The organism is Streptomyces monashensis, from assembly GCF_001866665.1.
Lineage (GTDB): Bacteria > Actinomycetota > Actinomycetes > Streptomycetales > Streptomycetaceae > Streptomyces > Streptomyces monashensis.
In genome coordinates this window covers 21,248-46,213 of record NZ_MLYO01000067.1, presented here as the reverse complement: position 1 = coordinate 46,213, position 24,966 = coordinate 21,248, and the positions used below count along the sequence as shown (strand labels likewise).

At 68.2% G+C, this 24,966-nt stretch carries 21 protein-coding genes and 1 pseudogene; 13 read left to right on the top strand and 9 right to left on the bottom strand.

The features are described 5' to 3' along the window. The first annotated feature begins 181 nt into the window (after positions 1-181). Positions 182-775 (top strand): cadmium resistance transporter, encoded by a 594-nt coding sequence (locus BIV23_RS35610; RefSeq protein WP_079173619.1) that lies wholly within the window; start codon positions 182-184, stop codon positions 773-775. Positions 776-833: 58 nt separating this feature from the next. On the opposite strand, the gene BIV23_RS35605 is transcribed toward BIV23_RS35610, so the two are convergent. The 3 genes and pseudogenes from BIV23_RS35605 to BIV23_RS53375 all read right to left on the bottom strand — a co-directional run bounded on the left by BIV23_RS35605 (position 834) and on the right by BIV23_RS53375 (position 3,399). Beyond that, positions 834-2,606 carry a DUF1003 domain-containing protein gene (locus BIV23_RS35605; protein ID WP_071385099.1) on the bottom strand — a complete coding sequence of 591 codons (1,773 nt, stop codon included), beginning with the start codon at positions 2,604-2,606 and terminating at the stop codon, positions 834-836. A gap of 355 nt (positions 2,607-2,961) precedes the next feature. Beyond that, positions 2,962-3,072 (bottom strand): annotated as a pseudogene (locus BIV23_RS52630) (IS5/IS1182 family transposase); the annotation flags it as partial. Positions 3,073-3,264: 192 nt separating this feature from the next. Next, positions 3,265-3,399 carry a hypothetical protein gene (locus tag BIV23_RS53375; RefSeq protein WP_281250194.1) on the bottom strand — a complete coding sequence of 45 codons (135 nt, stop codon included), beginning with the start codon at positions 3,397-3,399 and terminating at the stop codon, positions 3,265-3,267. Here BIV23_RS53375 and BIV23_RS35600 point away from each other — a divergent pair. Further along, positions 3,365-6,562, top strand: a complete 3,198-nt coding sequence (locus BIV23_RS35600) for a GH92 family glycosyl hydrolase (RefSeq protein WP_245790815.1) — start codon at positions 3,365-3,367, stop codon at positions 6,560-6,562. The genes BIV23_RS53375 and BIV23_RS35600 overlap by 35 nt on opposite strands. A gap of 397 nt (positions 6,563-6,959) precedes the next feature. On the opposite strand, the gene BIV23_RS35595 is transcribed toward BIV23_RS35600, so the two are convergent. After that, positions 6,960-7,325 carry an ArsR/SmtB family transcription factor gene (locus tag BIV23_RS35595; protein WP_071385098.1) on the bottom strand — a complete coding sequence of 122 codons (366 nt, stop codon included), beginning with the start codon at positions 7,323-7,325 and terminating at the stop codon, positions 6,960-6,962. A gap of 554 nt (positions 7,326-7,879) precedes the next feature. Here BIV23_RS35595 and BIV23_RS49880 point away from each other — a divergent pair. The 3 genes from BIV23_RS49880 (at position 7,880) to mgtA (ending at position 11,701) form a co-directional block, all read left to right on the top strand. Continuing rightward, positions 7,880-8,149 carry a hypothetical protein gene (locus BIV23_RS49880; protein WP_143079178.1) on the top strand — a complete coding sequence of 90 codons (270 nt, stop codon included), beginning with the start codon at positions 7,880-7,882 and terminating at the stop codon, positions 8,147-8,149. A gap of 539 nt (positions 8,150-8,688) precedes the next feature. Next, complete coding sequence (locus BIV23_RS35590) at positions 8,689-9,051, top strand: ArsR/SmtB family transcription factor (protein ID WP_071385097.1); 363 nt, start codon at positions 8,689-8,691, stop codon at positions 9,049-9,051. Beyond that, complete coding sequence (gene mgtA / locus BIV23_RS35585) at positions 9,044-11,701, top strand: magnesium-translocating P-type ATPase (protein WP_071385096.1); 2,658 nt, start codon at positions 9,044-9,046, stop codon at positions 11,699-11,701. The genes BIV23_RS35590 and mgtA overlap by 8 nt, the downstream gene beginning before the upstream one ends. 28 nt (positions 11,702-11,729) lie before the next feature. Here mgtA and BIV23_RS35580 read toward each other — a convergent pair whose 3' ends face one another. After that, the gene (locus BIV23_RS35580; protein WP_143079177.1) at positions 11,730-12,149 is read right to left on the bottom strand and encodes a Sec-independent protein translocase subunit TatB; all 420 of its coding nucleotides are present in this window, start codon (positions 12,147-12,149) and stop codon (positions 11,730-11,732) included. Between the two features lie 260 nt (positions 12,150-12,409). Between BIV23_RS35580 and BIV23_RS35575 the strand changes: the two genes are divergently transcribed. The 4 genes from BIV23_RS35575 (at position 12,410) to BIV23_RS35560 (ending at position 16,785) form a co-directional block, all read left to right on the top strand. Beyond that, positions 12,410-13,780 carry a hypothetical protein gene (locus tag BIV23_RS35575; protein ID WP_071385095.1) on the top strand — a complete coding sequence of 457 codons (1,371 nt, stop codon included), beginning with the start codon at positions 12,410-12,412 and terminating at the stop codon, positions 13,778-13,780. A 206-nt stretch (positions 13,781-13,986) separates the two neighbouring features. Next, on the top strand, positions 13,987-15,675 hold the full coding sequence (locus tag BIV23_RS35570) for an LCP family protein (RefSeq protein WP_177240151.1): 1,689 nt from the start codon (positions 13,987-13,989) through the stop codon (positions 15,673-15,675). Positions 15,676-15,900: 225 nt separating this feature from the next. Further along, entirely contained in the window at positions 15,901-16,119 is a 219-nt protein-coding gene (locus BIV23_RS35565) for a cold shock domain-containing protein (protein ID WP_071385093.1), read from the top strand. 279 nt (positions 16,120-16,398) lie between these two features. Continuing rightward, a complete protein-coding gene (locus BIV23_RS35560) occupies positions 16,399-16,785 on the top strand; it encodes an ArsR/SmtB family transcription factor (RefSeq protein WP_071385092.1) in 387 nt (128 codons plus the stop codon). A 212-nt stretch (positions 16,786-16,997) separates the two neighbouring features. On the opposite strand, the gene BIV23_RS35555 is transcribed toward BIV23_RS35560, so the two are convergent. Beyond that, positions 16,998-18,614 carry an LCP family protein gene (locus BIV23_RS35555; protein ID WP_071385091.1) on the bottom strand — a complete coding sequence of 539 codons (1,617 nt, stop codon included), beginning with the start codon at positions 18,612-18,614 and terminating at the stop codon, positions 16,998-17,000. Further along, positions 18,607-19,134 (bottom strand): DUF6542 domain-containing protein, encoded by a 528-nt coding sequence (locus BIV23_RS53675; RefSeq protein ID WP_342746399.1) that lies wholly within the window; start codon positions 19,132-19,134, stop codon positions 18,607-18,609. The genes BIV23_RS35555 and BIV23_RS53675 overlap by 8 nt, the downstream gene beginning before the upstream one ends. Positions 19,135-19,680: 546 nt before the next feature. On the opposite strand from BIV23_RS53675, the gene BIV23_RS50780 reads away from it, so the two are divergent. Further along, positions 19,681-19,854 (top strand): hypothetical protein, encoded by a 174-nt coding sequence (locus BIV23_RS50780; protein WP_177240147.1) that lies wholly within the window; start codon positions 19,681-19,683, stop codon positions 19,852-19,854. Further along, a complete protein-coding gene (locus tag BIV23_RS35545; RefSeq protein ID WP_071385089.1) occupies positions 19,851-20,066 on the top strand; it encodes an IS5 family transposase in 216 nt (71 codons plus the stop codon). Before BIV23_RS50780 ends, BIV23_RS35545 begins: the two co-directional genes overlap by 4 nt. On the opposite strand, the gene BIV23_RS35540 is transcribed toward BIV23_RS35545, so the two are convergent. Both BIV23_RS35540 and BIV23_RS35535 read right to left on the bottom strand, forming a co-directional pair. Then, positions 20,059-20,388, bottom strand: coding sequence for a DUF6193 family natural product biosynthesis protein (locus BIV23_RS35540; RefSeq protein ID WP_079173617.1), 330 nt, complete (start codon positions 20,386-20,388; stop codon positions 20,059-20,061). The genes BIV23_RS35545 and BIV23_RS35540 overlap by 8 nt on opposite strands. Before the next feature lie 26 nt (positions 20,389-20,414). Next, positions 20,415-21,005: a hypothetical protein gene (locus BIV23_RS35535; protein WP_071385087.1), complete on the bottom strand. Its 591-nt coding sequence runs from the start codon at positions 21,003-21,005 to the stop codon at positions 20,415-20,417. Positions 21,006-21,031: 26 nt separating this feature from the next. On the opposite strand from BIV23_RS35535, the gene BIV23_RS50775 reads away from it, so the two are divergent. Both BIV23_RS50775 and BIV23_RS53370 read left to right on the top strand, forming a co-directional pair. After that, positions 21,032-21,772, top strand: a complete 741-nt coding sequence (locus tag BIV23_RS50775; RefSeq protein ID WP_177240150.1) for a hypothetical protein — start codon at positions 21,032-21,034, stop codon at positions 21,770-21,772. A gap of 425 nt (positions 21,773-22,197) precedes the next feature. Continuing rightward, the gene (locus BIV23_RS53370) at positions 22,198-24,939 is read left to right on the top strand and encodes a PKD domain-containing protein (RefSeq protein WP_079173616.1); all 2,742 of its coding nucleotides are present in this window, start codon (positions 22,198-22,200) and stop codon (positions 24,937-24,939) included. Positions 24,940-24,966: the final 27 nt, after the last annotated feature.

Below are 24,966 nucleotides of genomic sequence, written 5' to 3'. Positions count from 1 at the left end.
GAGGGTGCAGGGCGGGTTGCCACCCAGCTGGCGCTGATCGCGGTGGTCACGGCTGATGGGAGCAGGAGGGCGAATCGGTGGCCGCCGACCTCTGGTTCGGGCCACACTTGTTCTCCGGTATCCGCGTCGTCGCGAGTAGGGGCAAGCTTCCGGGCCGGGCCCGTTGGAGGTGAGCGGCATCGTGGCAACCGTACTTACGGCGGCGGGGCTGTTCGCCGGGACCAACATCGACGATCTGGTGGTGTTGGCGGTGCTGTTCTCATCGGGCCGGGCCACCGGCGCGCTCAAGGCGTGGCAGGTCTGGGCTGGGCAGGCCACTGGATTCGCCGTCCTGGTCGGTGCCTCGGCGATTGCCGCGCTCGCCTTGGATGTTGTCCCCGGCATGTGGGTCGGCTTGCTCGGCCTCTTCCCTCTGGGTATGGGTGCTCTGGGTCTGGTCAAGGCCGGACGGGCCCGCCAGTCCGGCGAGCAGGTCTCCGCGGCGCCAGCCACCGGGCTGGTGTCGGTCAGTGCCCTCACCCTCATCAACGGAGCCGACAACCTGACCGTCTACCCCCCGGTCTTCCGCACTGTCGGCACGGATCCGGCCCTGATCACGATCACCGTTTTTGCTGCCGGGGTAGTGGTTTGGTGTTTGGTCGGCTCGTGGCTCGGAGGCCACGAGAACGTCATCGAGATCATCCGCCGCTGGGGACACTGGATCGTCCCGGCGGTCTTCGTCGCCATCGGTGTCACAATCCTGCTCGGTTCTGGCGCCCTCACTCATGTCCTCTGAACGCGTCGAGGCCTTGGCGGACCTGACGGTCCACGTGGTCGCGCTGCGGCACTCGCGATTACGACGGGATCTCCCCGAGCGCGAAAGCCGGTGTGAATCCTGGCCGACTCTGACTGTATTGACTGGATCGATCGGGTTGTGCGGCCTTGGCAACGGCTTCCATGGCTGCGGCCTCGTGGGGTGTGCGGGGTCGGGCGCCGAAGCCGAAGAAGCCGCCCTCATTGTTCGCGTCGGCGACAGCCGTGGCGATCTCCATCAGGAACGCGCGGAAGTCGGCCAGTTCCGCAGGCGCGGTCCGTGCGATGACGGCGGTGGCAGAGCGTATCGCGTGCAGTGCCGGCGCCTCGTAGTCGGCGTACTTGGTGCCCGCCTTGAGTCCGGTGTCGAACGTCGAGGTCGCGGCGAGTTCGCGAATGAGGCGCCGGGGATGGGTGAAGCCGGCTTCCCTCAACAGATGGACCAGTGCGTCGATCTCCTCGGGGTCGACATCGCCCTCGGCGAGCGACACCAGGACCCCTGAGGCCATCAGCGCCCTCTGCAACAACGCCCATTCCTCAGCGGTGAAGTCCGACTCGCCCGCCCCGTCGCTGCTTGTGCCGGTGCGGAGAATCTGGAAGCCGATGTCGGCCAGCACGGAAGGGAGGTACCTGACGGCTTCTACGGCCTGCGCCCGCTCCTGGTCGGACAGCTCATCCCACGGCACCAGGTCGCCCTGCTGGTCGTTGCCGTGTTGCCCGTGCAGCTGGTGCTCGTACTCGAGCCGGGCCAACACCCGGGACTCCCGATCGTCGAAGGTGACGATCGGGGCTGAGTCCTGTTCCGTCCCGGAGGCCGGGAACATCAGGCAGCCGATCGCGGTCAGCCGCTCGCCGACCTGCCGCGCTCGGTGACGGCCGGCCTGCCTCAACTCCTCCGGCAGCTCGTTCCAGGCGCGCAACGGGGGTCGTCCGCCCGGCTCTTCGTGCCCGTCGGTGGGCGCCTGTGTCCTGCTGTGATGGAGGGCTTGCGCGAGGTGCTCCGTGACCTGGGCGGAGGTGTAGTTCGTGAGGCTGTCGATGATGCGGTCCTGCACCACCAGGCGCTCCTTCATCCGGCGGCACTCGTGCAGGATGGCCTCGGCGTCCAGGAACGTCTGCTCGGAGCGGCGGTCGGCAGCCAAGCCCAGCACTTTCTGCCCCACCATGATCACAATCATGAAGATGAGCTGGGCGAAAGTGGACAGGAAGGTCATGAAGGCGAAGGGGTACGGATCGAAGCGTTGCAGGCCGGACTCGGCCATCCCGATCCATACCACCTGTGTTCCGACAGCAAAGTAGAAAGCGCCCATGCTGCCCAGCCGCTGCGTCAACCAGGCGGCGATCCGGCCGTTGAGGCCCACGACGTGGTCGATGGCCTGCGGCGCCGGCTGCACTCGATGCTTGTGGATCCAAGGGTGCGGACTCGATTCGAGCAGGCTCACGCCGCGGCCGAGCGCACGGTCATGTCGGTCCAGATGCTCCTGCAGGTCTGCCACCCGCGCAAAGATCGCCTCGGCGCTCTCATATGTCTGCACCGCCCGGCGGTCAGCGGCCACACCCAGCACACGCTGACCCACAAGGATCACCGCACACAGGACAAGCTGCACCACGTTGTTCAGGAACAGCAGAAACCCGAACGGGTACGGGTCGACCCGGTGCAGCGGGCCCCAGGTCGCCAGGGCCATCCACCCGCCAGAGACGATCAGCGCGAGATACAGGGCGGGCATCGAGCCCACACCCCGCGTCAGCGCGGCCGCGATAGCCCCGTTGACCCCCACCCGCTCGTCGGCAACCGTGACCGGCTGGCGCGACATGCCGGCCCCCCTTCCGGCTTCACTCACAGGCGCTCCCCGAGACAGATCCAAAGCTTGCGGCCGAAGCCGTCACCTGACGACGCACCGCCTGCAGGGCCGACCGGCCTCTGGACGCACCAGCCCGAATAGACGTAAGCACCTCAGCACAGCCACGCCTACCCATAATCACACCCGCATATGACTCTCCGTCACCTGAAGCAGGCCTTCTCGGTCGCGCGGCCCTGGCAGGATTCACCGCCGTACCCTTCCGGGCCGGGTGAACTTCGGTGATTTCAACGGGGAGTGCAGCCCGAGTTGCCGCATATCCCCCGCCGAAGGCGGCCGGTGAGAGCTGAGGCCACGCGAGGCACCGCCTTCATCGGGGCAGTCGGCGGTAGCAGGAGAGGGCGGCGGCTGGGCCGAAGTAGACCAGGCAGTTGCGGGGATGGCGCTCATAGCGGGGTAACAGGCGGCGATAGCCGGCCAGCCGACCATGCAGGACGCAACGACAGATCTTGACATGTCTCGAACAAAGTGACTAATCGTCACTGAAGACGTTGTCGCTTACCCAATGTCCCTCACCGCGCTGAACGTCCGGAAGTGCGGCCCATCCTGCGGGCTGTTCAGCCGGATTGCAGTCACCGCTCCAGGAAGGAGCCTCGGGCATGGCACACGGCCCTCACAGACGTTTCGCGTTTGCGTTCATCTCGGCCGTCGGAGCACTGAGCACGATCATCGCGGGTGCAGCAGTCAGTTCGGCGGCCGCGGCTTCCCCAAGGATCGCCCTGGTTGGGGATCCGGCGTCGCTGGTCAACCCGCTCCTCGGCACAGGTGATGGTGGTGCCGGCGGAAGCGTGAACAGCTTCCCGGGGCCGGATGTGCCCTTCGGGATGGTCCAGTTCGGTCCGGACACCTTCCCTCACCGGCAGGACGGCGGGGGCTACTACTACGGCGACAGTCAGATTCAGGGGTTCAGCCTGACCCACCTCGACGGTCCCGGATGCAAGGCGTTCGGCGATGTGCCGATCCTGCCGACGGTGGGCGCACTGCCGTCCCGTCCGGGCTCGGCGACCGTACCGTTCAGCCACTCGGCCGAATCCGCGTCGGCGGGATACTACGAGGTGCAGACCGGCTCACCGGCGGTGAAGACCGAGCTGACCGCCTCCGCGCGCAGCGCGCTCGGCCGCTTCACCTTCCCTGCCACGACACAGGCGAATCTACTGCTGAAGCTGGCCGGCTCGCAGGCCGGCAACTCGGCCACGGACGCCCAGGTGATCGGCGACAACGAGGTGCAGGGCACCGTCAGCAGCGGTCACTTCTGCGGCGGCCCGGACACCTACACCGTCAACATCGACATCACCTTCGACCACTCCTTCACCGCGCACGGCACCTGGACCGGCTCAACCATCACACCCGGCAGCCAGCGGGTGCGCGCCAAGGCCACCAAGCCCGCCGCCGTTCGCGACGGGAGCAAGGGTGGGGCCAGCCCCGCGCAGCCGCATCCGACCTACCAAGGTACGGCGCCGACCGGGCGGTCTCTCAAGTCGGCCGCCTCGGGACCGGATGGCGTCTACCTGACGTTCGATACCACCCAGAACCAGAAGGTTCAGGCCAAGGTAGGCATCTCCTTCGTGAGCACGGCCAACGCCGCCCGCAACGCGCACACCACGCCTGGCTTCGGCTTCGACGCCATGCATGCCGCAGCGGTCGCCGACTGGAACAAGGAGCTGTCCAGGATCCAGATCGGTGGAGGGGCAACGGCCCGGCAGCAGGTGTTCTACACGGCCTTGTACCACTCCCTGCTGCATCCGAACATCTTCTCGGACGCCAACGGGCAGTACATGGGCTTCGACAACAAGGTCCACACCATCCAGCCCGGGCACGTGCAGATGGCCAACTACTCCGGCTGGGACATCTACCGCTCCCAGGCCCAGCTCGAAGCCATGGTCGACCCGCAGGCGGCCTCCGATTCGGCGCAGTCGATGGTCAACGACGCCGCGCAGAACAACGGGATGCTGCCGAAGTGGGCGCTCGCGAACGGCGAGTCGTACGTGATGAACGGCGACCCTGCCGACGGCATCCTCGGCGGCTACTACGCCTTCGGCGCTCGGAACTTCGACACCAGGAGCGCCCTGTCCTACGCGCTGGCCGAGGCCGACAAGCCCAGCACCATCCGGCCAGGACTGAACTACTACACCTCGCTCGGCTACCTGCCCTCCGACGGCAGCTACGGCTGCTGCAACTTCTACGGCTCAGCCTCCACCACGCTCGAGTATGCGGGGGCCGATTTCGCGCTCGCCCGGTTCGCCTCCGCCCTGGGCGACAGGGCGGACGCCGACAGGCTCACCCGGCGATCGCAGAACTGGCAGAACCTGTTCAACCCGGCCACCGGCCTGATCCAGCCCAAGACCGCCTCCGGCACGTGGATGCCCGTCACCCCCACCACCCAGAGCAACTACGTCGAAGGCAACGCCTCCCAGTACCGGTGGGAGGTCGGCTGGAACGAGGCCGGGCTGTTCAACGCCCTGGGTGGCAACAAGGCCGTGAACCCGACCCTGGACACCTTCTGGACCCACCTCAACGACGGACCCGCCTCCCCCTACTCCTTCTGGGACAACCAGTTCGAGTACGCCTACCCCTGGAACTACGACTTCACCGGCCAGCCCTACAAGACACAAGCCCTGGTCCACCGCATCCGCACCCAGCTGTACCTGGACTCGCCCCAGCACAGCGAAGGCGACAACGACGACCTCGGCGCCACCGCCTCCATGGGCGTGCTGACCATGCTCGGCTTCTTCCCCGAGTACACCTCCACCGCCGACGTCACCCTCAACAGCCCCGAATTCCCCCTGGAGATCATCCACCTTGCAGGCGGGCACACCCTCACCTTCAACGCGCCCCATGCGTCCGCCAGCAACATCTACATCCAGTCGACGCGGCTGAACGGCAAGGCGTACACCAAGCCGTGGCTGCCCGGCTCAATCTTCACCACCGGCGCCACCGTCGCCGTCACCCTCGGCTCCACCCCCAACACCAGCTGGGGGGCCCGCCCGCAGGACGCACCCCCCTCCTACAGGCAGGGTGAACTGCCCGCACTGGGATACGTCTCCAGCCAGGCGGAGGTCATCCCTCCGCGCAGCAGCGCCAAGGTCGCCCTCGGGGCCCGCGAGGTCACCGGCAGCAGGCAGAGCGTCACCTTTAGCGCCACCGCATCCGGCGGGGTCACGGTCAGCCCCGACCACGGCACCCTGTCCACGGCTCCCGGATCGGACGGCACCGAGCCGATCACCCTCACCGCCGGCCCCGCCGAAGGCCGCTACCAGGTGACCTTCCGCATGAAGACCGCAGGCGGCACGAAGCTGCCCGACATCTCGATGAGCCTGGCAGTGGCCAGAGGGGGCGAGCTGTGGCCGTACGAGACCTACGAAGGCATCTACCCCGACGGCAGCACCTTCCGAAACGGCTTCAACGGCGGCGCCTTCGCCTACTCTCAGGACGCACTCACCGCGGCCGGCTCACCAAGCGGGGGCACGGTGACCTCGGACGGCATCACCTACACCTGGCCCATCACCGCGGCGGGCCGACCCGACCACATCACCATGGCCGGCCAGACCATCCCGCTCGACGCCCCCGCAGCAGCCACAACACTGGGACTGCTCGGCGCGGCCACCAACGCGCACGCATCCGGCGCCACCGGCCAGCTCACCATCCACTACACCGACGGCAGCACCTCCACCGCGACCATCGGCCTCTCCGACTGGACACTCGGCGCCGGAAAGTACCCGCCGATCCCCGGCGACACCGAGGCGATCACCACCCCGTACCGCGACACAAGCAGCGGCGGCAAGGACGCGACACCCGCCTACGTCTACGCCACTACCGCCCCGCTCGATCCGGGCAAGCAGGTCGCATCGATCACACTCCCGTCGATGACCGGGGGAACGGGCAGCCTGTTCGCCCTCGGCTACCGGAGCTGACCGCTCCGAAGAAAAATGCGATAGATCCACATAATTGGGCGACGGTGTCGGTTTCCGGTACGGCCTGCGTACCGGGAACCGAACAGAGATCCGTCCGCCCATGCTCTGCCGGTGCGGGACAACCCGGCCTCCGGCACCGGCAGCCCCGCTCCCTGTTCGTTGTGGCCACCATCCCGTTCTGCTCGCTTGCGGCGGCAGCCTCAGGCTGTCCACCGCCCGCGGATACCACCGCGCAAGGCGCCGCGCGCCCCTACCGCAACCAGCCCTCTCTTCCCATATGCCGCGTCAGTGGCGTCCCCTGCCATCGCCGGAGCAGCCGTTTCAGAACCGCCGGGTTGTGCCTACCGCTGTGGCGAACGGGGCCCGACTACTGGCGTTCAGATCTGACGCCGTGCGGTCACCCGGTGGCGTATGCCAGCCGCGAGCCTGGGTGCAGTAACGTCTCTGCGGAGCGTGCGGCAAGCTGGCCGAACATCACGTGGATGACGGTGACGATCTCCCGGTCGTCGACGTAGTAGACCTGCCGCCGACCGTCACGCCGGGAGCGGACGAGGCCGGCGCGCCTCAGCCTCGACAGGTGTTGGCTGACCGCGGGCAGTGCTCCGCCCACCCGGGCGGCGAGATGACTGACGTCGCTCTCACCCTGGGCCAGGACCCACATGATGTGCAGCCGGGCCGGTGAGGCGAGCAGCCAGGACGCCGCAGCGGCCGCCGCCAGTACTTCGGCAGGCGGGTCCTGAAAGCCCTCGGCGCTCGCCGCCACCGTTCTCTCCCTCTCACGCACACGTTGCAGCCGACGGATGCACGTTCACCCAGTGAAGGCGTCGAGGTCGGACGACCGCGGCGCACTCGATGCATACCCCCTTGGGGTCGGCCTGAACAGCCCGCGGTGCTGCGTGGTGCTGCCGTCTCGCGTTGTCGTCGAAGTGCGGATCGGCCGGGGTGCTCAGTGCGACACCGTGGCCAACGAGCGTGTCTCTTTCGCCAGGTGACTGCGACGGCACCGCGGGCCGACCGTCCGATCGGGGCCCGAAGACCGGCCGTACGACCAAGACACCGTCGGCAGCGGACGCGTCACCTCGCTCCGTGATCGGTCACTCCGTCGGCGAACTGGACCTCACTCCGGAAGCTATCGGCGCAGCCGAACCCGTGAGGGTCGACCGCAGACTGCCGGAACAGACATGCGCCGTAGCGGAGTTGGCCGACTGCTTCGACGGCGCGACCTGACACAGCGCGCGGGCCGAACCCCGAAAAAGAATCATCAGTTGCGCAATAATGAAATCGTCGCTTGAACGGAGCCAGGGGGAGGACCGGACCATGCGAGATACATCCACAGCTGAGCGCCTGCTCGAAGAACTGGCGAAGGGGTGCCCGTCACCTCCCCCGGACGACCAGGTCCAGCTCACCTACCGGCCGGTGGCCGTGGACGACCAGGCCGGATGGTCGTGCCCCGGCGCCATCACCGCATGGTGGACCAACCTGGACGGCGCCATCCTGTGCCGCCTGCGCCTGTCCGGTGTCCCGAGGCCACGCTGGGTGGTCTACGACCCCGACCGGATCGCCCTGCTGGTCCAGGACGGCACCTGACGGTCCCGGGCGGCAAAAAGGTTGCCGCGTAACACAACAGTCGAAGTCAGCCTGAGGCGCGAGACGCCTTCTGGGGGAGGAAGAACATCCATGGCGTACCGAGACGTTCAACGGCGCGACGCGAATCTCCGGCTGGGAGCCGTTGTAGCCGAGATCGAAGGGCTCTATAAGGCTCTGCTGAAGACCACGTCTCCCGGACGGGTCGGCGGCTGCGGGCCGAACTTGGTCACGGGGAGCCGCCACTGTGAGGGAGACGTGGGGTCCCCTCGGCGGAATGGATGGGAAACGGGTCACGGCAAGCCGGCCGTGACCCGTTCTCCCGTCTCACGAGCACCCCTAGTGGCAGGCAATCGAGGCGCAGCCAAAGGTCACCGACCTGCGTCGTGCTGCGCTTCCACTCCGGTACCCGTCAGGGAAAGCGAGGAGGCGTGGGCACCGCGTTTCCACCTCGTTCCGGTACCGGGCGGCGCGCGGCGGCTCATGCCTACACTGGGCGGACGCGGGTTGCGGGGCTGTGATGCGGCGGACGGGAGAGGACTGTGAGGCACGTCGTCGGGGGCTTGGAGGACCCGTCCGCCGAGGTACTGGCTGACGTGGCCGCCGCCTTCGGGCTGCTGGCGTCCCCGGCACGGCTGCACATCATGTGGGCCCTGTCCGAGGGCGAGAGCGATGTGAGCCATCTCGCGAACCGGGTGGGCGGCGCCCTGCCCGCGGTCAGTCAGCACCTGTCCAAGCTGAAGCTAGCGGGTCTCGTCCGCTCCCGCCGAGAGGGACGGCGGCAGGTCTACTACCTCGGCGACCCTGACGTCGTCACCGTCGTCCGCCTCATGGTCGGCCAGCTGGCCCTGCGCACCGAGGGCTCGCTCGCACCGGTGGGCCTGCGCCAGGGGACCAGTGCTTAGGACCGCAGACTGGGGAGAGGGCGCTGAGTCGTCGTTTTCCGGAGTCGCTCCCGGACCATGGGAGGCCGGTGCTTCCGGAACGGATGTTCTGGAGCCGGACGCTGCGACCGCACTGCAGGTGCTGCGGCGGCTGGACAGCGGACCGCGCGGGTTGACGGAGGACGAGGCCACACTTCGCCTGGCCCGATTCGGGGCGAACACGCTTCCGGCCCGGAAGAACGCCTCCTGGCCACGCCTCGGTGTGCGCAGCCTGCGCGAACCGTTCACCGCGGTGCTGCTCTGCCTCGGCCTGGTCTCCGCCGCCATGTTCGCCTGGTCCACCGCCTCCGTGATCCTCGCCCTGGTCGCTGCCAGCAGCGTGCTCCGGGCTTCGGGCGAGTACCGCGCCGACCGGTCGATGGCCCAGCTGCGCGAGCTGGTCGCCACCACCTCCACGGTGCTGCGTCGTGCTCACGACCACGCCGCACCGGTGGCCCATGAGATTCCGGTGGAGGACCTGGTCCCCGGCGACATCATCAAGCTTGGCGCGGGCGACCTGGTCCCGGCCGATGTACGGCTGCTGCGCGCGCGGGGGCTGACCGTGCACCAGGCGGTGCTGACCGGCGAGTCCGCCCCTGTCGCGAAGTACGCGGCGGACCTCTCCCGACCGGCCGGGACCGCGGTGTTCGAGCAGCCGCAAATGTGTTTCCAGGGCAGCAGCGTCGCCTCCGGCAGCGGCACGGCGGTCGTCGTGGAGACGGGCGGGCGGACCCGGTTCGCGGCCGCACACGGGCGCAGGGTCGGTCAGCGAGAGGCGAGTGCCTTCGACCGGTCGGTGCGCAGCATCTCGTGGATCCTGATCCGGTTCATGCTGCTGACCCCGCCGCTGGTGCTGATGGCCAACGCCGCGCTGCGCGACCGCGGCCTGGAGACACTGCCGTTCGCGGTCGCCGTGGCCGTGGGGCTGACACCGGAGATGCTGCCGGTCGTCGTCACCACCTGCCTGGCGCGCGGGGCGGCGCTGCTGGCGCGCGCCCACGGAGTGATCGTCAAACGGCTCCCGGCGCTGCACGACCTGGGCGCCGTCGACGTACTGTGCCTGGACAAGACGGGCACCCTCACCCAGGACCGGCCGGTCGTCGAACAGGGCCTGGACGCGGCCGGCGGCACCGATCCCGACGTGGTGCGCTGGGCGGCCGTCAACGCCTGGTGGACCCTCCAGCTCGCCGAACTGCCCGAGCCCGACGCCCTGGACGAGGCAGTCCTGGACGCGGTGGACGAGGACGACCTCATGGCGTATGACGGGGTGGCGGCGCTGCCCTTCGATCCCGTGCGCCGTCTGTCCACCGCTGTCGTCCGAATACCCGGCCGCCTCGGCACGCACACGCTCGTCGTCAAGGGGGCCGTGGAGGCCGTACTGGAACGCTGCGCCCTGGAGCCGGACGAGCACGAACGGCTGACAACACTCGCGGCCCGGGCGGCACGCGCCGGCCTGCGGGTGCTGGCGGTCGCCACCGTCGAACGTCCGGTTCGCCTGCGCGACTACTCCCCGGCCGACGAGCGCGGACTGGAATTCCGCGGCTTCGTCACCCTGCGCGACGCCCTCGCGCCCACCGCCGCGCCCGCCCTCACCGCGCTCGCCGAACGCGGCGTCACGATCAAGATCCTCACCGGCGACCACCCCGGCACCGCCGCCCGCGCCTGCCACGACCTGAGTATCCCGCTCGCCCCGGACCAGGTCCTCACCACCGACCGCATCGACGGCCTGACCGACGCCGAACTGGCGGAACTGGCCGCCCGTACGACGGTCTTCGCCCGCTGCACCCCGGAGCACAAGGCGCGGATCACGGCCGCGCTGCGCACCGGCGGGCACACGGTGGGCTTCCTCGGGGACGGCGTCAACGACCTGCCCGCGCTGCGCGCCGCCGACGTCGGCATCGCCCCCCGCGACGCCGCCGACGTGGCCCGGGAGGGCGCCGACGTGGTCCTCGCGGAGAAGGACCTCACCGCGATCGACCATGCCATCACCGCGGGCCGTCGGAGCGCCGGCAACATCGCCACCTATCTGCGCATCACCCTGTCGTCGAACCTCGGCAACGTGATCGCGATGCTCGCCGCGGGCCTGCTGCTGCCCTTCCTGCCGATGCTCCCGGCTCAGGTGCTGGTGCAGAACCTGTGCTTCGACACGGTGCAGCTCGCCTTCGCCTACGACCACCCCCACCTGTCGATGCTGCGTCGCCCGACGATGCTCGATCCCCGCTCGATCCTCCGTTTCATCATGGGGTTCGGCGTCCTCAACGCCACCGCCGACCTGGCGACCTTCGCCATCCTGACCCTCGCCCTCCACCGCCCGGGAACGAGCGACGACGGGGCGGTCTTCCACTCCGGCTGGTTCACCGAGAACCTGATCACCCAGGGCCTGGCGATGGTGCTCCTGCGCGTCGGCCACCGCCTCTTTCAGGACCGCGCGCCCGGCCCGGTCGGCTGGACCGCGGCCGCCCTGGCGGTCATCGGCATGGTGCTCCAGCCGTCACCACTCGGCCCGCTGCTCGGTCTGACCGCCCTCCCGCTGGAGTACTACCTCCTCCTCGCGGGCGTCCTGGCGCTGTATACCGCCGCACTCCTGCCGACCCGGGCACGTTACGAGCGGAGGCTCGGCAGCCAGGGGTGAGCGTCTTGCGGTCTTGCCTGTCGCAGCGTCAAGTGGCGTCGGGATCGAATGCAGGATGTGTGGCCGGATCGGCCGGCGTCTCCTCGGACGGGGACACGCTGATTCTGGCCGGCGGTTCCGATCGGCCGGCATTCCCCGCGTCGCGTACAGCGTCGGCGAGGTCCGACAGCTCCGCGCTCGGGTCCAGGGCGGCACGGATCTCGTCGATCCCGAGGTTGTCGCCGTCGAGGACGTGCTTGCGGATGAACGTCTTGGGGTGCAGGTCCTCGAACTCGAACTTGTTTAGCTCCGGGCCGAGTTCGGAGCGGATCTCCTCCTTGGCGCTGTCGGAGAACTCCCGCACCTTGCGCAGGAATCCGACCACGCTCTGGATGACCTCGGGCAGCTTGGTCCGGACCGAAGAGCAGAACCACGAGGATCGCCAGCGTGAGGAGGTCCATAGGCTCACGTCGGGGAACATCCGATGCCCTCGCCCTTCGTCTCCGTCGGTCCGCCCCGCCGCGGAAATTTAGAAGTTGCGCAGATGATGGAAGCTCCGGGCTTCGGTGCGCTTTGAGCCGCCCTCTCGACGTGGCGTGCATCACGGGGGCTTGATGTCAGGGCAGCCAGCCGCTTTCCAAAGCCTTGATACTTTAGCGATTGCGCAAGTGAGCGAATGGCTGCTGCGGTGGCAGCCGCCCGCCCTCACTCTCCAAGGAGGTCGTCTTCATGCCTGCTTCGTCACGGGCCCGCCCTGTCCGCGGCCTGTTCGTGCTGGCCGCAGTCACGGTGCTGGGACTTTCGGTGTCGGTTCCCGGTGCTTCCGCAGCCACAGGTACCGGCACGGGGGTGGTGGCGGAGGCGTTCAGGAAGGGCCCGGTGTACGTCGACCCGCGGGCCCAGGACCAGTTGCCGAAGGCCGCGGCCGACAAGCTGGCCGCGAAGATCGAGGATGCCGACAAGCCGGTCTTCGTTGCCGTGCTGCCCGAGTCCGCCGATTACCCGCAGGCGTCCCTGATGCGGGATCTGCGGTCGCTGACCGGCATCACCGGCGTGTACGCCGTCCGCCTCGGGACGCTGTTCAACGCCAAGGCCGACCATCAGGTGATGTCACCGGGCGCCGTGGCCAATCTGAGCGGCGCGGTGCAGCGCGCCGACGCCTCGAACACGGAGGCGCAGCTGAACACCTTCGTCGACCAGGCCGTCCAGCAGGCCAGGGGACACGCCCCGGCCTCGTGGGCGCAGGCCGGCGGAGGCGGCTTTGGCAGTGGCGGGCTGCTGGCCGGCGGTTTGATCGCGGCCGGGGCGGCCGGGGGCGGGTACGCGCTGTACCGGCGGGTGAAGAAGCGCCGGCAGGCGGAGCGCGTGGAGCTGGAGGCTTTGCGGGTGGTGGTGGACGAGGACATCACCGCCTTCGGCGAGGAGCTGGACCGGCTGGACTTCTCCCCGTCCGAGCCCGGCGCCACGGATGAGATGCGTGCCGACTACGGCTTTGCCCTGGACGCCTACGAGCGGGCCAAGGAGCAGATGGCCGCTGCCGCCCGGCCGCAGGACGTGCGGTCTGTGACCGCCGCGCTGGCCGACGGCCGCTTCGCGCTGGCCACCCTCACCGCGCGCCGCACCGGGGCGCCGCTGCCGCAGAAGCGCCTGCCCTGCTTCTTCGACCCACGGCACGGCCCGTCGGTCAGCGACGTCAACTGGTTCCCGCCCGGGGGCGGATTCCGCATGGTCCCGGCCTGCGCCGAGGACGCCGTCCGCGTCAGCCAGGGCCAGCAGCCCATGACCCGCATGGTCCACACCGATGCGGGCGCCCAGCCCTACTGGAACGCCGGCCCCGCCTATGCCCCGTGGGCGGGCGGCTATTTCGGCGGGGCAGGCGCGGTGGTCGGCGGGCTGCTCGCCGGGACCCTGCTGGGCAGCCTGCTCAGTGCATCCTCCGCCTCCGCCGACTCCGGCGACGTCTTCTCGTCCGCTCCGGATCTGCCGGAGGGCGGCGACTTCTCCGGTGCGGACTTCAGCGCCTCCGACTTCTCGGGCGGCTTCGGCGGCGACTTCGGGTCGGACGGCGGGGGCGATTTCGGCGGCGGCAACTGGGGGTGACCCTGCACTTCACGCCGCCGTGAACCCTCCTTGACACCGCTCACCCTGTGAATCCGGGCAGGTTGGATGGTGAACAGGCTATTCGTTTGCTAGGTTGCGCAACTATGCAACAGAGGTGAAGCCCCGCTTCGCCCGACGGATACGGCCGTGCTCGCCCGCCGCATGCCCGAGGGACGGATGGGCCCGACCGTTCGTGGGAGTGGGAGATGAGTGACCTGCGGGACGACTCCGTAGGCCGGGCCACGCGCAACCGCGCCGGCCGGGTGCCCCGACAGCGCGCGGGCGAACCCGCCCGCGGCCGCTCGTCCGGCGGACGAGCGGCTTCCCGCGCGCAGGGACGCGCCCAGGCGCGGGGCCGAGCCAGGCCGGCCTCGCGGGGCAGGCGCGTGCTACGGATCAGCGGGATAGCCCTGGCGGTGATCCTTCTCGCTGCCGCCGGTGGCGGCTGGTGGCTCTACCAGCACCTCAACGGCAACATCCACAGCGTCTCGCTCGACGGCAAGGGCGGCAGCGAGAAGGCGGACGCCTTCGGCCGCACCCCGATCAACATCCTGGTCATCGGCTCGGACGGCCGCACCAGCGCGGAGGACTGCAAGCTCGGCGGCGGCTGTTCGCAGACCGGCGTGCAGTCCGGCAACGGGAACGCGGACGTGGAGATGATGGTGCACATAGCCGCCGATCGCTCCAACGCCACCGTGATGAGCATCCCCCGCGACACCATGACCAACGTCCCCGCCTGCACCGACCCCACGTCGAAGCAGAGCACGACCGGCTACTACGGCATGATCAACAGTGCCCTGTCGTACGGCCCGGCCTGCCAGGTCGCCACCATCCACCAGCTCACCGGCATCCCCATCGACCACTTCGTCAAGCTCGACTTCGCCGGCGTGGTCAGCATGTCCGACGCGGTCGGCGGGGTCTCGGTCTGCGTCAGCGACAACGTCTACGACACCTACTCCCACCTGAAGCTGGCCAAGGGCACCCACACCCTCCAGGGCGTCGCCGCCCTGGAATTCGTCCGCTCCCGACATGGCTTCGGCGACGGCAGCGACCTGGGCCGCACGTACGCCCAGCACATGTTCCTCAGCTCGATGCTCCGCAAGTTCAAGAGTGCGGGCACGCTGACCGACCCTACTGCGGTCTACGGGCTCGCCGACGCCGCCACCAAGGCACTCACCGTCGACACGGGTCTCGGCAGCATCAGCAAACTGATCGGCCTGGCCTCGGACGTCGACAAGGTGCCCACCAAGCGGATCACCTTCACCACCATGCAGACAGGCCCGGATCCGAACAACAACGAGCGACTCGTCGTGGGGCAGGGCGCGAAGTCCCTGTTCGCGACGATCGCCAACGACCAGTCCCTGAGCGGTGGCTCGGACAGGAAGCCGACTACGGGCCCTGCCTCTCCGACGCCGGTCAACACCGCCCAGATCGCGGTGAAGGTCGAGAACGGCACCGGCATCGGCGGCCGTGCCTCCGACATCGCCACCGCCCTCACCGGCAAGGGCTTCGGCTCGGGCACGACGGCCAACGCACCCGGCGCGACGACTACCACCCTTACCTACGGCCCTGGCGAGAAGCCGCAGGCCCAGGCGGTGGCCGGCACGCTCGGCCTGCCCTCCTCACACCTCAAGCAGGGCACCGGCACCGGTCTGACCCTGGTGATCGGCAGTGACTGGCCCAGCGGCACCACCTACGGCTCCGGCTCTGGCTCATCCTCGCCAGCCCCGGCCGACACCCATGCCGCAGTCTCCAACGCCCACGCCCAAACCGCTGACCAGTCCAAGACCTGTGCTCAGGTCAGCCCGTACAGGACTGTCTCCCTCAGTGGCGTCAGCATGACCCCGGCCCAGGCCTACGCAGCCGCGCGCAGCCAGCCCGACTCCGACGCGTGACCCGGGGCGAGCAGTTGACCCAGGAATTCGACGCGTCGGTACCGGCGGACCGGTTGCGGGAGTTCTTCGGGTGGTGGCGCTGGAAAACCGTCAGTGCGCTCTACGGGTACTTGAGAAGGCGCTTGGCCGTTCGCCTGGTGCGGAGTGCGCCCCATATGAGTGGGGAAAAGGATGTAACGGGGGCCAGTTGGCTACCCGGATGACGCCTGAAGGAGGCACGGGGGAGTGAGTGAGCGGGTCAGCGGTGTGGTCCGGTGGTTCAATCAGGTGAGGGGCTACGGCTACATCGACGGGGACGACGGCCGTGAGGCACGGGTGCGGCGCGAGGACATTGAAGGCGGCACGTTCGTTACCGAGGGCCTTCGCGTCACCTACGAGGTACGCGAGGGTGCCGCGGACGAACTGGAGGCCGTGCGTGTGCAGATAGCGGAGCATGTGCATTAAGGGGGTGATCCGCCTTGGCGCGCTTGCCGAGCGGGTGCTACTGGCGGCCGACTACGCGGACGGACGCCATTGACCGGACCCGGCTCCGATCCCACCCACCGTCGGGAGACTGCGAGCCTGATCTTGCGGAAGGGCGGCAGGTCGTCCATCTGGCGGAGCATTCCGCCTTCCGGCACAGGGGACCGACGGGCCGTGCGCCCCGGCGATACACGCACCGACGCCTACACTGGGTGTGTGTGCGTGTATCGACTGTGACCTGTGAAGCGGCGGGAGAGGACCATGACGGTTGACGTCGGTGGCCTTCAGGCTCCTCCCGCCGAAGCGGTAGCGCAGGCGGTCACCGCGTTCGGGCTGCTTGCTTCACGTTCCAGACTGCACATCATGTGGGCTTTGTCCCAGGGTGAGAGCGATGTCACCGGCCTGGCCGGCCGGGTGGACATGGCGCTGCCCGCGGTCAGTCAGCACCTGGCGAAGCTGAAGCTCGCCGGTCTCGTCGCCGCCCGCCCCGAGGGCCGACGGCAGGTCTACTACGTTGATGACCCCGACATTGCCGCCACCATCGGTGCGATGGTCGCACTGCTCGCCGCACGAGCAGAACAGAGGCCACTTCAGCCGTTGTCGCCGCTGGAATTCACCCTGGGGAGACCGGACCACAAGTCGGCATGACGTTCACCTGCGACGGCAGCGGACTGACGCTGGATGCTCGAACTTGACGTATGCCACGGGCGGCTGACGGAGTGCCTATTGTGTTGTCCACAGTGCAGGCACCGTTGGCCGCCCAGCGGGTACCGCGGTCGGAGAAGACCTCCGTTCGGCAGGCGGATGGACCTCGACACCATGCGCCTGCTTGGTGTGGGGCCCGTTGCCGGGGGCGCGGGTCAGTTGACGCAGGGGATACCGCCCATTTTCACCGAGTCGCCCGCGAAGGCCGTCGACGGAACGGGCGAGGGCTCGCTCCCCGGTGTCGTGACCTTGGTTCCGGAGGAGCCGGACGAGTTCGAGGCGGGCGGGGTGAAGTCCGTGCCGAGAGCGATCTGGACTCGGCCGGCGGGGACCGAGGGGCTGGCGACGGGTGCCGCGGTGCCCAGGCGGTCGGCGATCTGCCGGGCCGCCGCCTGCGCGCCGGAGCCGTAAACGATCGTTGTGCCGTGCCGCGTGGCAGCGTTGGACGTTCGCCCGGTGGTGTAGCCCAGAGCCGCAAGAGCTCGTAGTTCACCGGCTGCGGCGCCGGTTCTGCCGGAGCCGTTGAGGACATCCACGGTGGCGGGGGCGACAGACACGGCGGGGGACGGCTTCCCGGCCCTCGCGTCGTCGCTGGGCGAGGCAGACGCATCATGACCGATCATCGCCTGCACGATCGACCTTATCCGCTCAGGGTCGACGAGGTTGACCTCCTCGTTGTTGCGGTGGGCGAAACCGGCGATCGGCAGGGTGTGGAATTCCACTTTCCCTCCGGTGAGGTTGGTGGCCTGCTGGGCGAAGTCCAGCACGTTCAGCTTGCTGTCGATGACCAGGTCCTTCTTCACGACGCCGAACAGGCCCTGCAGCTTGCCGAGATCGCCGAACACCCCGTCGGTCTTCAGCTTGTGCGTGACGGAGGACAAGAACGCCTGCTGGCGGTGGGTGCGGTCGAGGTCGCCCATGAGGAGCCCGTGGCGTTGGCGTACGAAGGCCAGGGCCTGTTTGGGGTTCAGCTCCTGGAGTCCGGCGGGGAAGTTGGCACCGGAGTAGCGGTCGTGCACCGGGTGCTGGAGGCAGACCTGGATCGGCTGGACCACCTTGGCGATGTCATAGAAGCCCAGCAGGTTGACCTCGGCGAAGTGGTCGACCGGCACGTCGAGGAATTTCTGCACCGTGACCAGGGTGGCTTCCCGTCCGGCTTCCCTGCTCTGCGCTTCGAGGTCAGGGCCCTTGACGCCCTGAGCGCTCAGCCTGTCGTGCGCGCTGGTGTAGGCGTTGGCGTAGGCTTCCTTGATCTTGTAGTGGCCCTGGACGGTTCCGTCGCCGTTGAATGTCTGGACGTAGTCGTCGCGCGGGACGGAGAACGCTGTGACCTTCCCGCCGTCGGCGGGGATGTGCATCAGGATCAGGGTGTTGGTGTTGTAGTACCCGATGTCGCTCGATCCGGCGTGCAGCTGGTCCTGCACGAACTGCCTCGGTAGATCGTTGCCGTTCATGTCCTTGCGTGAGTCCAGGCCGATCAGTAGCAGGTTCACCGAGTTGTCCAGATGGCGTGGCGCCCCCTTGTTGGCTGCGTCCAGGGCGTCGGAGGTGTTCAGGCCTCCGTTGATCCAGGTGAAGGTGGCCCACGTGACCCCACTGGCCAGCAGAATTGCCGCCGAGGTCACTCCGACCGCGACCCGTCCGGCCTTCACCCACGGCGAGCGTCGGGCCGGCCTGCGGCCGCGCACCGTCCTGCCGCTCGTCGCGCCGTTGTGGCGCCGACCCGGCTCCGTCCTGCCCCGGCCCGCCCCGCTCCGGTGTACCTCAGGCACCGCTGCCCCTCCTGCTTCGCTGAGACCGGATCATGCGCACCACCAGCACAGCGATCACAGCAAGTTCAGCCCCTGCCATCGCCGGGAACGCGTCGATGCCCCAGTGCACCGCCGACGTGGTCAGCACCCTGTGGGCACTCACGCCCGTGACCTGCTCGGTGACGACGGTGACCGCCATCAACACCAGCGGCGGCGCACACAGAACCCACCAGGCGCCGGCCCGGGAACACATCCCCGCAGTCACGCCCCCCGCGATGACCGCAGTGAGCGCGAACGCCCATCCCGGTCCTGATGCGAGCTGTTCGTCCACGCCGGCACCGACAACTGGCAGACCCCACACGAGGAGTCCCGCCCGGCGCGGCCCTGCCGAGGGGACGCCGGGTCTACGACGTGACGACCCCGCCCGACGCGCGCGCGGGCCTGGCACACTGCGTGCTCCACGGGACGCCGCAGAAGACCTAACGTCGCTGCGGGAGAGATACGTGTCCTTGCCGGCAGCGGCGATGCGCTGGCCTGTCATCCGCATTCCTCGTCCGAATCCGCTGACGGTCGTGGTGGACCGGGTCCGACTCGCGTGCGCAGCGCGCCGCGACTCACGCCCTCGGTTTCCAAGACGTTCCGTACCCAATGAAGGTTGCACAGTTGCGCAATATTGCAAGCATGGAGGTTACGTCATGCGAGCGAACAGCAGCAATTCCTGCATGTCAGCGCCGCAGGAGACCTAGGGATGAGCATGCACAGCGGAGTGTGCAGCGACCCCCGGTAAGGACGAGGGAAGCCTGTGCAAGACAGGTGGTCCATTCCGGCGGCAGTCCTCCTTTAATCTGCCGTTATCACCCATCTGCACGCATATCGCGTAACTTCTGACACTACACGACAGGGCAGTCGGCAACATCTCGGCCAGGCTCAGCAACCCTGCGCCGACCGCTCGACAGGGTTGATCAAGCGGCTTCCGAGTTGACAGCTGAACAGGAAGCTGTTGCCGACACGGCAGGCGCCCCGGGCGGATCATCCGACACACCTGAAGACGGCCGGCTGCTCGTCCGGTCGACCCTCACTTCGGACCGTGGTGGCCGCGCAACAGGAGCCGGGCAATGAGCGGGAGGCCGACGAGCAGTGCGCCGAGGACGATCGACAGGAAGTGCGTGCCGAACGGCGCAGGGTCATGGCCGCCCGCAGCAACTGCGGAAAGGTGGTCTCGGTGGCGAAGAGCGCGCCCGCCGGTATCCGACCGATATGACCGATGAGCAGTGGGCTGTGGTGCGGGAGGCGATGCCGGTGCCAGCGTGGCTGGAGAGCCGCCGTGGCCGCCCGGAGTCCTACTGCCACCGGCAGATGATGGACGCGATCTTCTACCTGCTCGACGGCGGCATCAAGTGGCGGGCGATGCCAGCCGACTTCCCGCCCTTTATGTGGAATCAGATTCGTCAAGCCCGGAAAGTTGTCAGCTGAGCGGTTCGAGGATGTCGGGCTCGCCGTCCACGGCGGGGCCCCAGCCGTCTGGAAGGTGTGCGGCAGCGATTTCGACGGCCTCCTCGGCAGTGAAGGCTCCGCCGATCCGCTCCCGCCCGGAGCCTTGTGGTTCGTGCAGTCGTAGCACGCGAAACCGTTCGCCATCGAGGGGGAAGATCGAGGGCAGGTCCTGGGACCAGGGGAAGCGGGTGCATCGGCTGAACTGCAGCGATCCGTGGCTGACCATCGGGAAGAGGCTTCTGAGAGCAAGGTTGGCATAGGCCGCTTCGACGAGGTGCTTGTCTATGAGGTTCTCGTTCATCTCTCGAACCAGCTGCCAATGCGCTGCTACTGGGTCCTCAGTTGCCGTCCGGGATGTGCTGCTGTCGTCCATGCCCGGAGATTAGGACTCCCCGAGAGCGGGTTCGGCGCCTTCCCAGCCGACGTCACCTCGACGATCGGCAGCAGCCTTTCGGTGGCCGGGATGCCGAGCTGGCGTGGTGTCGGTCCGGCTGGGGTGGGGGCGTCGGTGAGTCGCCCCAGGAGTTGGTCCAGGGCGGCCTGGCCGTCGTCGACGGCGGCGCGTTCGTCATCGGTGAGGGGAATGTTGCCCAGCATCTGTTGGAGGTTGTCCTTCGCCTCCAGCAGTTGGCCCCTGCTGGAGTTCTTCTGGGTGTAGAAGTCGCAGCGCGCGCAGGCCATCCCGTGCTGACACTGCTCGAAGAAGGTGTAAGTGCACCAGCCGTGGCCCCGGTCGTAGTACTGCCAGGGTTCGCCGCTTGCGGCGGCGCCGGAGGCGACGGCCTCGCGGTCGACGAGGACCTCGATGGTGCGGACGTTCCGGGCGAAGTATCCGGCGTCGTCGTAGGCCCTGGCCAGGGTGTGCGGGGTGATCTTCGCGTAGTGGGCGGTCGCTTCCTGCCGTAGCGGACCAGGCACAAGCCGAACTTGCCGAACTCCGTCCCGTGCGGATTGCGGCCGAAGTCGACGGCGTCCAGCATCCGCGTCTCGTTGCGCCGCAGCCCGTAGGCGTACGCGGGCTTGAACAGCACCGCGTCCCGGAAGTCGGGCAGCCAGCCCTTGCGGCCGCGGGCCCGGATGCGTTCCACCTGCTCGTCGGCATGGTCGAAGAACGCCTGCAACTCGGCCCGGGTGAAAGCCCGCTTGGCGGCGTCGGCCTTGTTGTCCTGGACGTGCACGGCAGTGTTCCACTCGTGCACGACCTGCACCGGGTAGATGCCGAACCGTTCTTCGCAGGTGGCCGTCCACTCATAGAGCGGGTCGGTGACGAAGTGGCAGAAGGATCGGACGGCCTCGGAGTAGGAGCGGATCGTCGACCGCGCGAGATCACGCAGAGTCCGCAGGTCACCGAGCCACTCGTCCACCATCGCCGGCGTCCACTGCCAGGGGAAGGCGTTGACGTACGTGGCGAACGCCTTCACCGTGTTCTCCCGGCCCTCAACCGTCGAGCGGGCCAGGTTCCGGGCCAGCTGCTGATTGGCGAACCCTTCCAGCATCGCGTCGAAGACCTGCTCCTCCGGCCGCAGCAGCGCGACCCCGCCCACCAGTTGAAGCCTCGCCGCACCCGGCGCCACGACATCGATCCTCACCGGTCCACCACCCTCCGTCGCTCGCGTTGGATGCGAGAAAGCCGCATCGGATGCGAGTCGGCGGGCGGTCCGCTGGTCGGTCAGTCGTACGAGTGACACCGGCTGGCGATCAGGCACCGTGAGTCGCTACCGTCGCTCGCGTCGCCCCAGCCCAACACCGCTGGTCACACAGGGGTACCCCGCACCAGGCGGCGATGAAGCTCAAACCGTCGCGAGTTCGCATCCGATGCAATTGGCGGCAGTTTCTACATCGGTACAGCCGTTGGCGCTGAGGTTGATCACGGTTCTGGGCCGGGAGGCGTAGCTGCCAAAGGGTGACCGGGATGCATGCAGAGAGGCGGTGCGCGCGATGACGCGGGCGTGTCGGCTCGCGGGGGACGCAGGCAAACATTGCGTGGCGAGTAAACTGGATCACGCCGACTGGCTTGTCGTGCCCCTGACTTATCGCCACAATCCCGTATGGCTCCATTCAGCGCGCGTAGATTCGCGCGCCCTCGCGCGCCTCCGACACGGGAGTGCCAATGAAGAGATCGAAGAAGTTACTGCTGCCCGGTGTCGCCAGCCTCGCCCTGCTGTTCGGCGGGGTGGAGAGCGTGGCTCACGGCGTCGGGATCGCTGACGCCGCCCACCACGCGACGGGTGTCGGCTCGTGCACGCTGAAGGGGTACAACCCGGCGACGACCCCCCCGAACGCCAAGAACATGCCGCTCGGCAAGCGTCCGATGACGTACAAGCCGGACGACTTCGACTGCTCCGGCGCGAAGTTCGCCGCGCCCGGCGTGGAGTTCGCGAAGTTCCCGCAGCCCAAGAACTTCAAGATCACCGACAAGAGCGTCGTACAGACGGTCGGTGGCCATCAGACGATCACAGGGAAGCCCGCAGCGGCGGTGAATCCGCTGGCGCCGTACTTCCCGCCGTTTCAGCACTTCGTGATCATCTATCGCGAGAACCACACCTTCGACGACTACCTCGGCGACTGCGCGACAACGATCGCCGCCGGCTGCAACGGCCAGGTGGAGAGCACCAACCACATGAGCTCCGTTCCGGACCTGCACCAGTTGGCCAAGACCTACTCGCTGTCCGACTCGTACAGCACCGGCGTCCAGCCGCCGTCCGGCCCCAACCACTGGTTCCTGTTCTCGGGGCAGTCCTCGTCCAGCAGCCAGCAGCAGTCCTACCCGTCGAACGGCACCCAGTTCGACCGGTTCCTGCAGAGCGACCAGGGCCCCACGGACGAGGGCACCAGTGCCTGCACCGCTCCGTCCGGCACCAGCAGCGGCACCAGCCCGTACTCGATGATCGTGAACGGTGACATCTACTGGATGCTCAACAGTGGCAGCGGCTACTGGAAGAACCCGGCCGACGGCAAGATCGAGGTCCTGCCGCCCAACCGTCCGGGCACGACCATCCCCGAAGAGCTGCACACCAACGAGTACACCTGCAACAACCAGAGCATCCCCGACAGCACCGTCTCCGGCGACTACCTCAACTTCGTCAACCAGTACGGGATGCCGGCCTACAACTACGTCGAACTCTTCAATGACCACCCCGGCACGTACCAGGACATCGCCGGGAACGACACCGCGACGAACAACATCGTCAGCTCCATCATGAGCAACCCGACGTACAAGAACAACACGCTGATCGTCGTCACCGAGGACGACACCCAGAACGGCAGCAACGGCCCGGACCACGTCAGCAACACCTACCGCGTGCCGCTGCTCGTCATCGGGAACCCGGCCTACGTCAAGCAACACTACGTCTCGCACGTGGCGTATACGACGGCCAACGTCCTCGCGGCGATGGAGCGCACGATGGAGAACGTGCACTCCGGCGTCATCGACCCGAACAACAACCTGGGCGCGTCCACGTTCCCGATGACGACCGCGGACCAGGCCGCGCTCGGCGACCCGCTGGAGGACTTCTGGGTCCAGGGCGCGACCCCCCTGTCCGCGAGCGCCAAGGGCTCGCCGACCACCGGCAACGCGCCGCTGACGGAGAACTTCACCGGCTCGGCGACCGGCGGCACGGCCCCGTACACATACAGCTGGAACTTCGGTGACGGGTCGACCAGCACGTCGCAGAACCCGAGCCACACCTACAGCACCGCGGGCACCTACACCGCGACACTGACCGTCACCGACAGCGCCTCGCCCGCCAACACCGCGACCTCGCAGGTGACGACCACGGTCAGCGCCGTCGGCAACCCGCTGGCCGTAAGTGCCTCGGCCACCCCGACCTCCGGCCAGGTGCCACTGAACGTCGCCTTCACCGGCACGGCCACCGGCGGCACCCCGGCGTACAGCTACAGCTGGAACTTCGGTGACGGGTCGACCAGCACCTCGCAGAACCCGAGCCACACCTACAGCACCGCGGGCACCTACACCGCGACACTGACCGTCACCGACAGCGCCTCGCCCGCCAACACGGCATCCTCGACGGTGACCGTCACAGCCGACCCGATTGCCGCGACGCCACCGGGTGCGCCCACCGGCCTGACGGGGACCGCAGGAACCGGACAGGTCTCGCTCAGCTGGACGCCACCGGCCAGCACCGGCGGCGAGAACATCACCTCGTACAAGGTCTACCGCGGCACCTCCAGCGGCACCGAGTCGCTGCTGACCAGCGGCGGCTGCAGCGGACTGGGCGCGGTGACCTCGTGCACCGACACCGGGCTCACCACCGGGCAGACCTACTACTACAGGGTCACCGCGGTGAACGGCGTGGGCGAGGGGGCACAGAGCAACGAGGCGTCCGCCACCCCCACCGGAAGCACCGGCTGCCAGGCGAAGCAGCTGCTGGGCAACCCCGGCTTCGAGAACGGCAGCTCCAACCCCGCTCCGTGGACCGCGTCCTCCGGCGTGATCAACAACTCCTCCTCCGAGCCGCCGCACTCCGGCAGCTGGGACACGTGGCTGGACGGCTACGGGACCACCCACACCGACACCCTGTCGCAGACGGTGACTCTGCCGAAGGGCTGCACCTCGGAGCAGCTGAGCTTCTGGCTCCACGTGGACACGGCGGAGACCTCGACCACGACCGCCTACGACACGCTCAAGGTGCAGGTGCTCAACAGCTCCGGCACGGTGCTGGGCACCCTGCACACCTACTCCAACCTCGACCGCATCACCGGATTCGCGCAGCACACCTTCGACCTCTCCCCCTACGCGGGCCAGACGGTCACGCTCAAGTTCACCGGCGCGGAGGACTACGAGTACCAGACCTCCTTCGTGCTCGACGACACCGCGATCAACGTGCAGTGACCAGCGCCACTCGGTAACGGCCCCCGT

Excerpts from the sequence above, each read along its gene's own strand:
- BIV23_RS35560 (WP_071385092.1), top strand. The coding sequence starts at position 16,399 with ATGACGGTTGACGTCGGTGGCCTTCAGGCTCCTCCCGCCGAAGCGGTA.
- BIV23_RS35605 (WP_071385099.1), bottom strand. The coding sequence starts at position 2,606 with ATGTCGCGCCAGCCGGTCACGGTTGCCGACGAGCGGGTGGGGGTCAAC.
- BIV23_RS35575 (WP_071385095.1), top strand. The coding sequence starts at position 12,410 with ATGCCTGCTTCGTCACGGGCCCGCCCTGTCCGCGGCCTGTTCGTGCTG.
- BIV23_RS35570 (WP_177240151.1), top strand. The coding sequence starts at position 13,987 with ATGAGTGACCTGCGGGACGACTCCGTAGGCCGGGCCACGCGCAACCGC.
- BIV23_RS35540 (WP_079173617.1), bottom strand. The coding sequence starts at position 20,388 with ATGAACGAGAACCTCATAGACAAGCACCTCGTCGAAGCGGCCTATGCC.
- BIV23_RS53675 (WP_342746399.1), bottom strand. The coding sequence starts at position 19,134 with ATGACAGGCCAGCGCATCGCCGCTGCCGGCAAGGACACGTATCTCTCC.
- BIV23_RS49880 (WP_143079178.1), top strand. The coding sequence starts at position 7,880 with ATGCGAGATACATCCACAGCTGAGCGCCTGCTCGAAGAACTGGCGAAG.
- BIV23_RS35545 (WP_071385089.1), top strand. The coding sequence starts at position 19,851 with ATGACCGATGAGCAGTGGGCTGTGGTGCGGGAGGCGATGCCGGTGCCA.
- BIV23_RS53370 (WP_079173616.1), top strand. The coding sequence starts at position 22,198 with ATGAAGAGATCGAAGAAGTTACTGCTGCCCGGTGTCGCCAGCCTCGCC.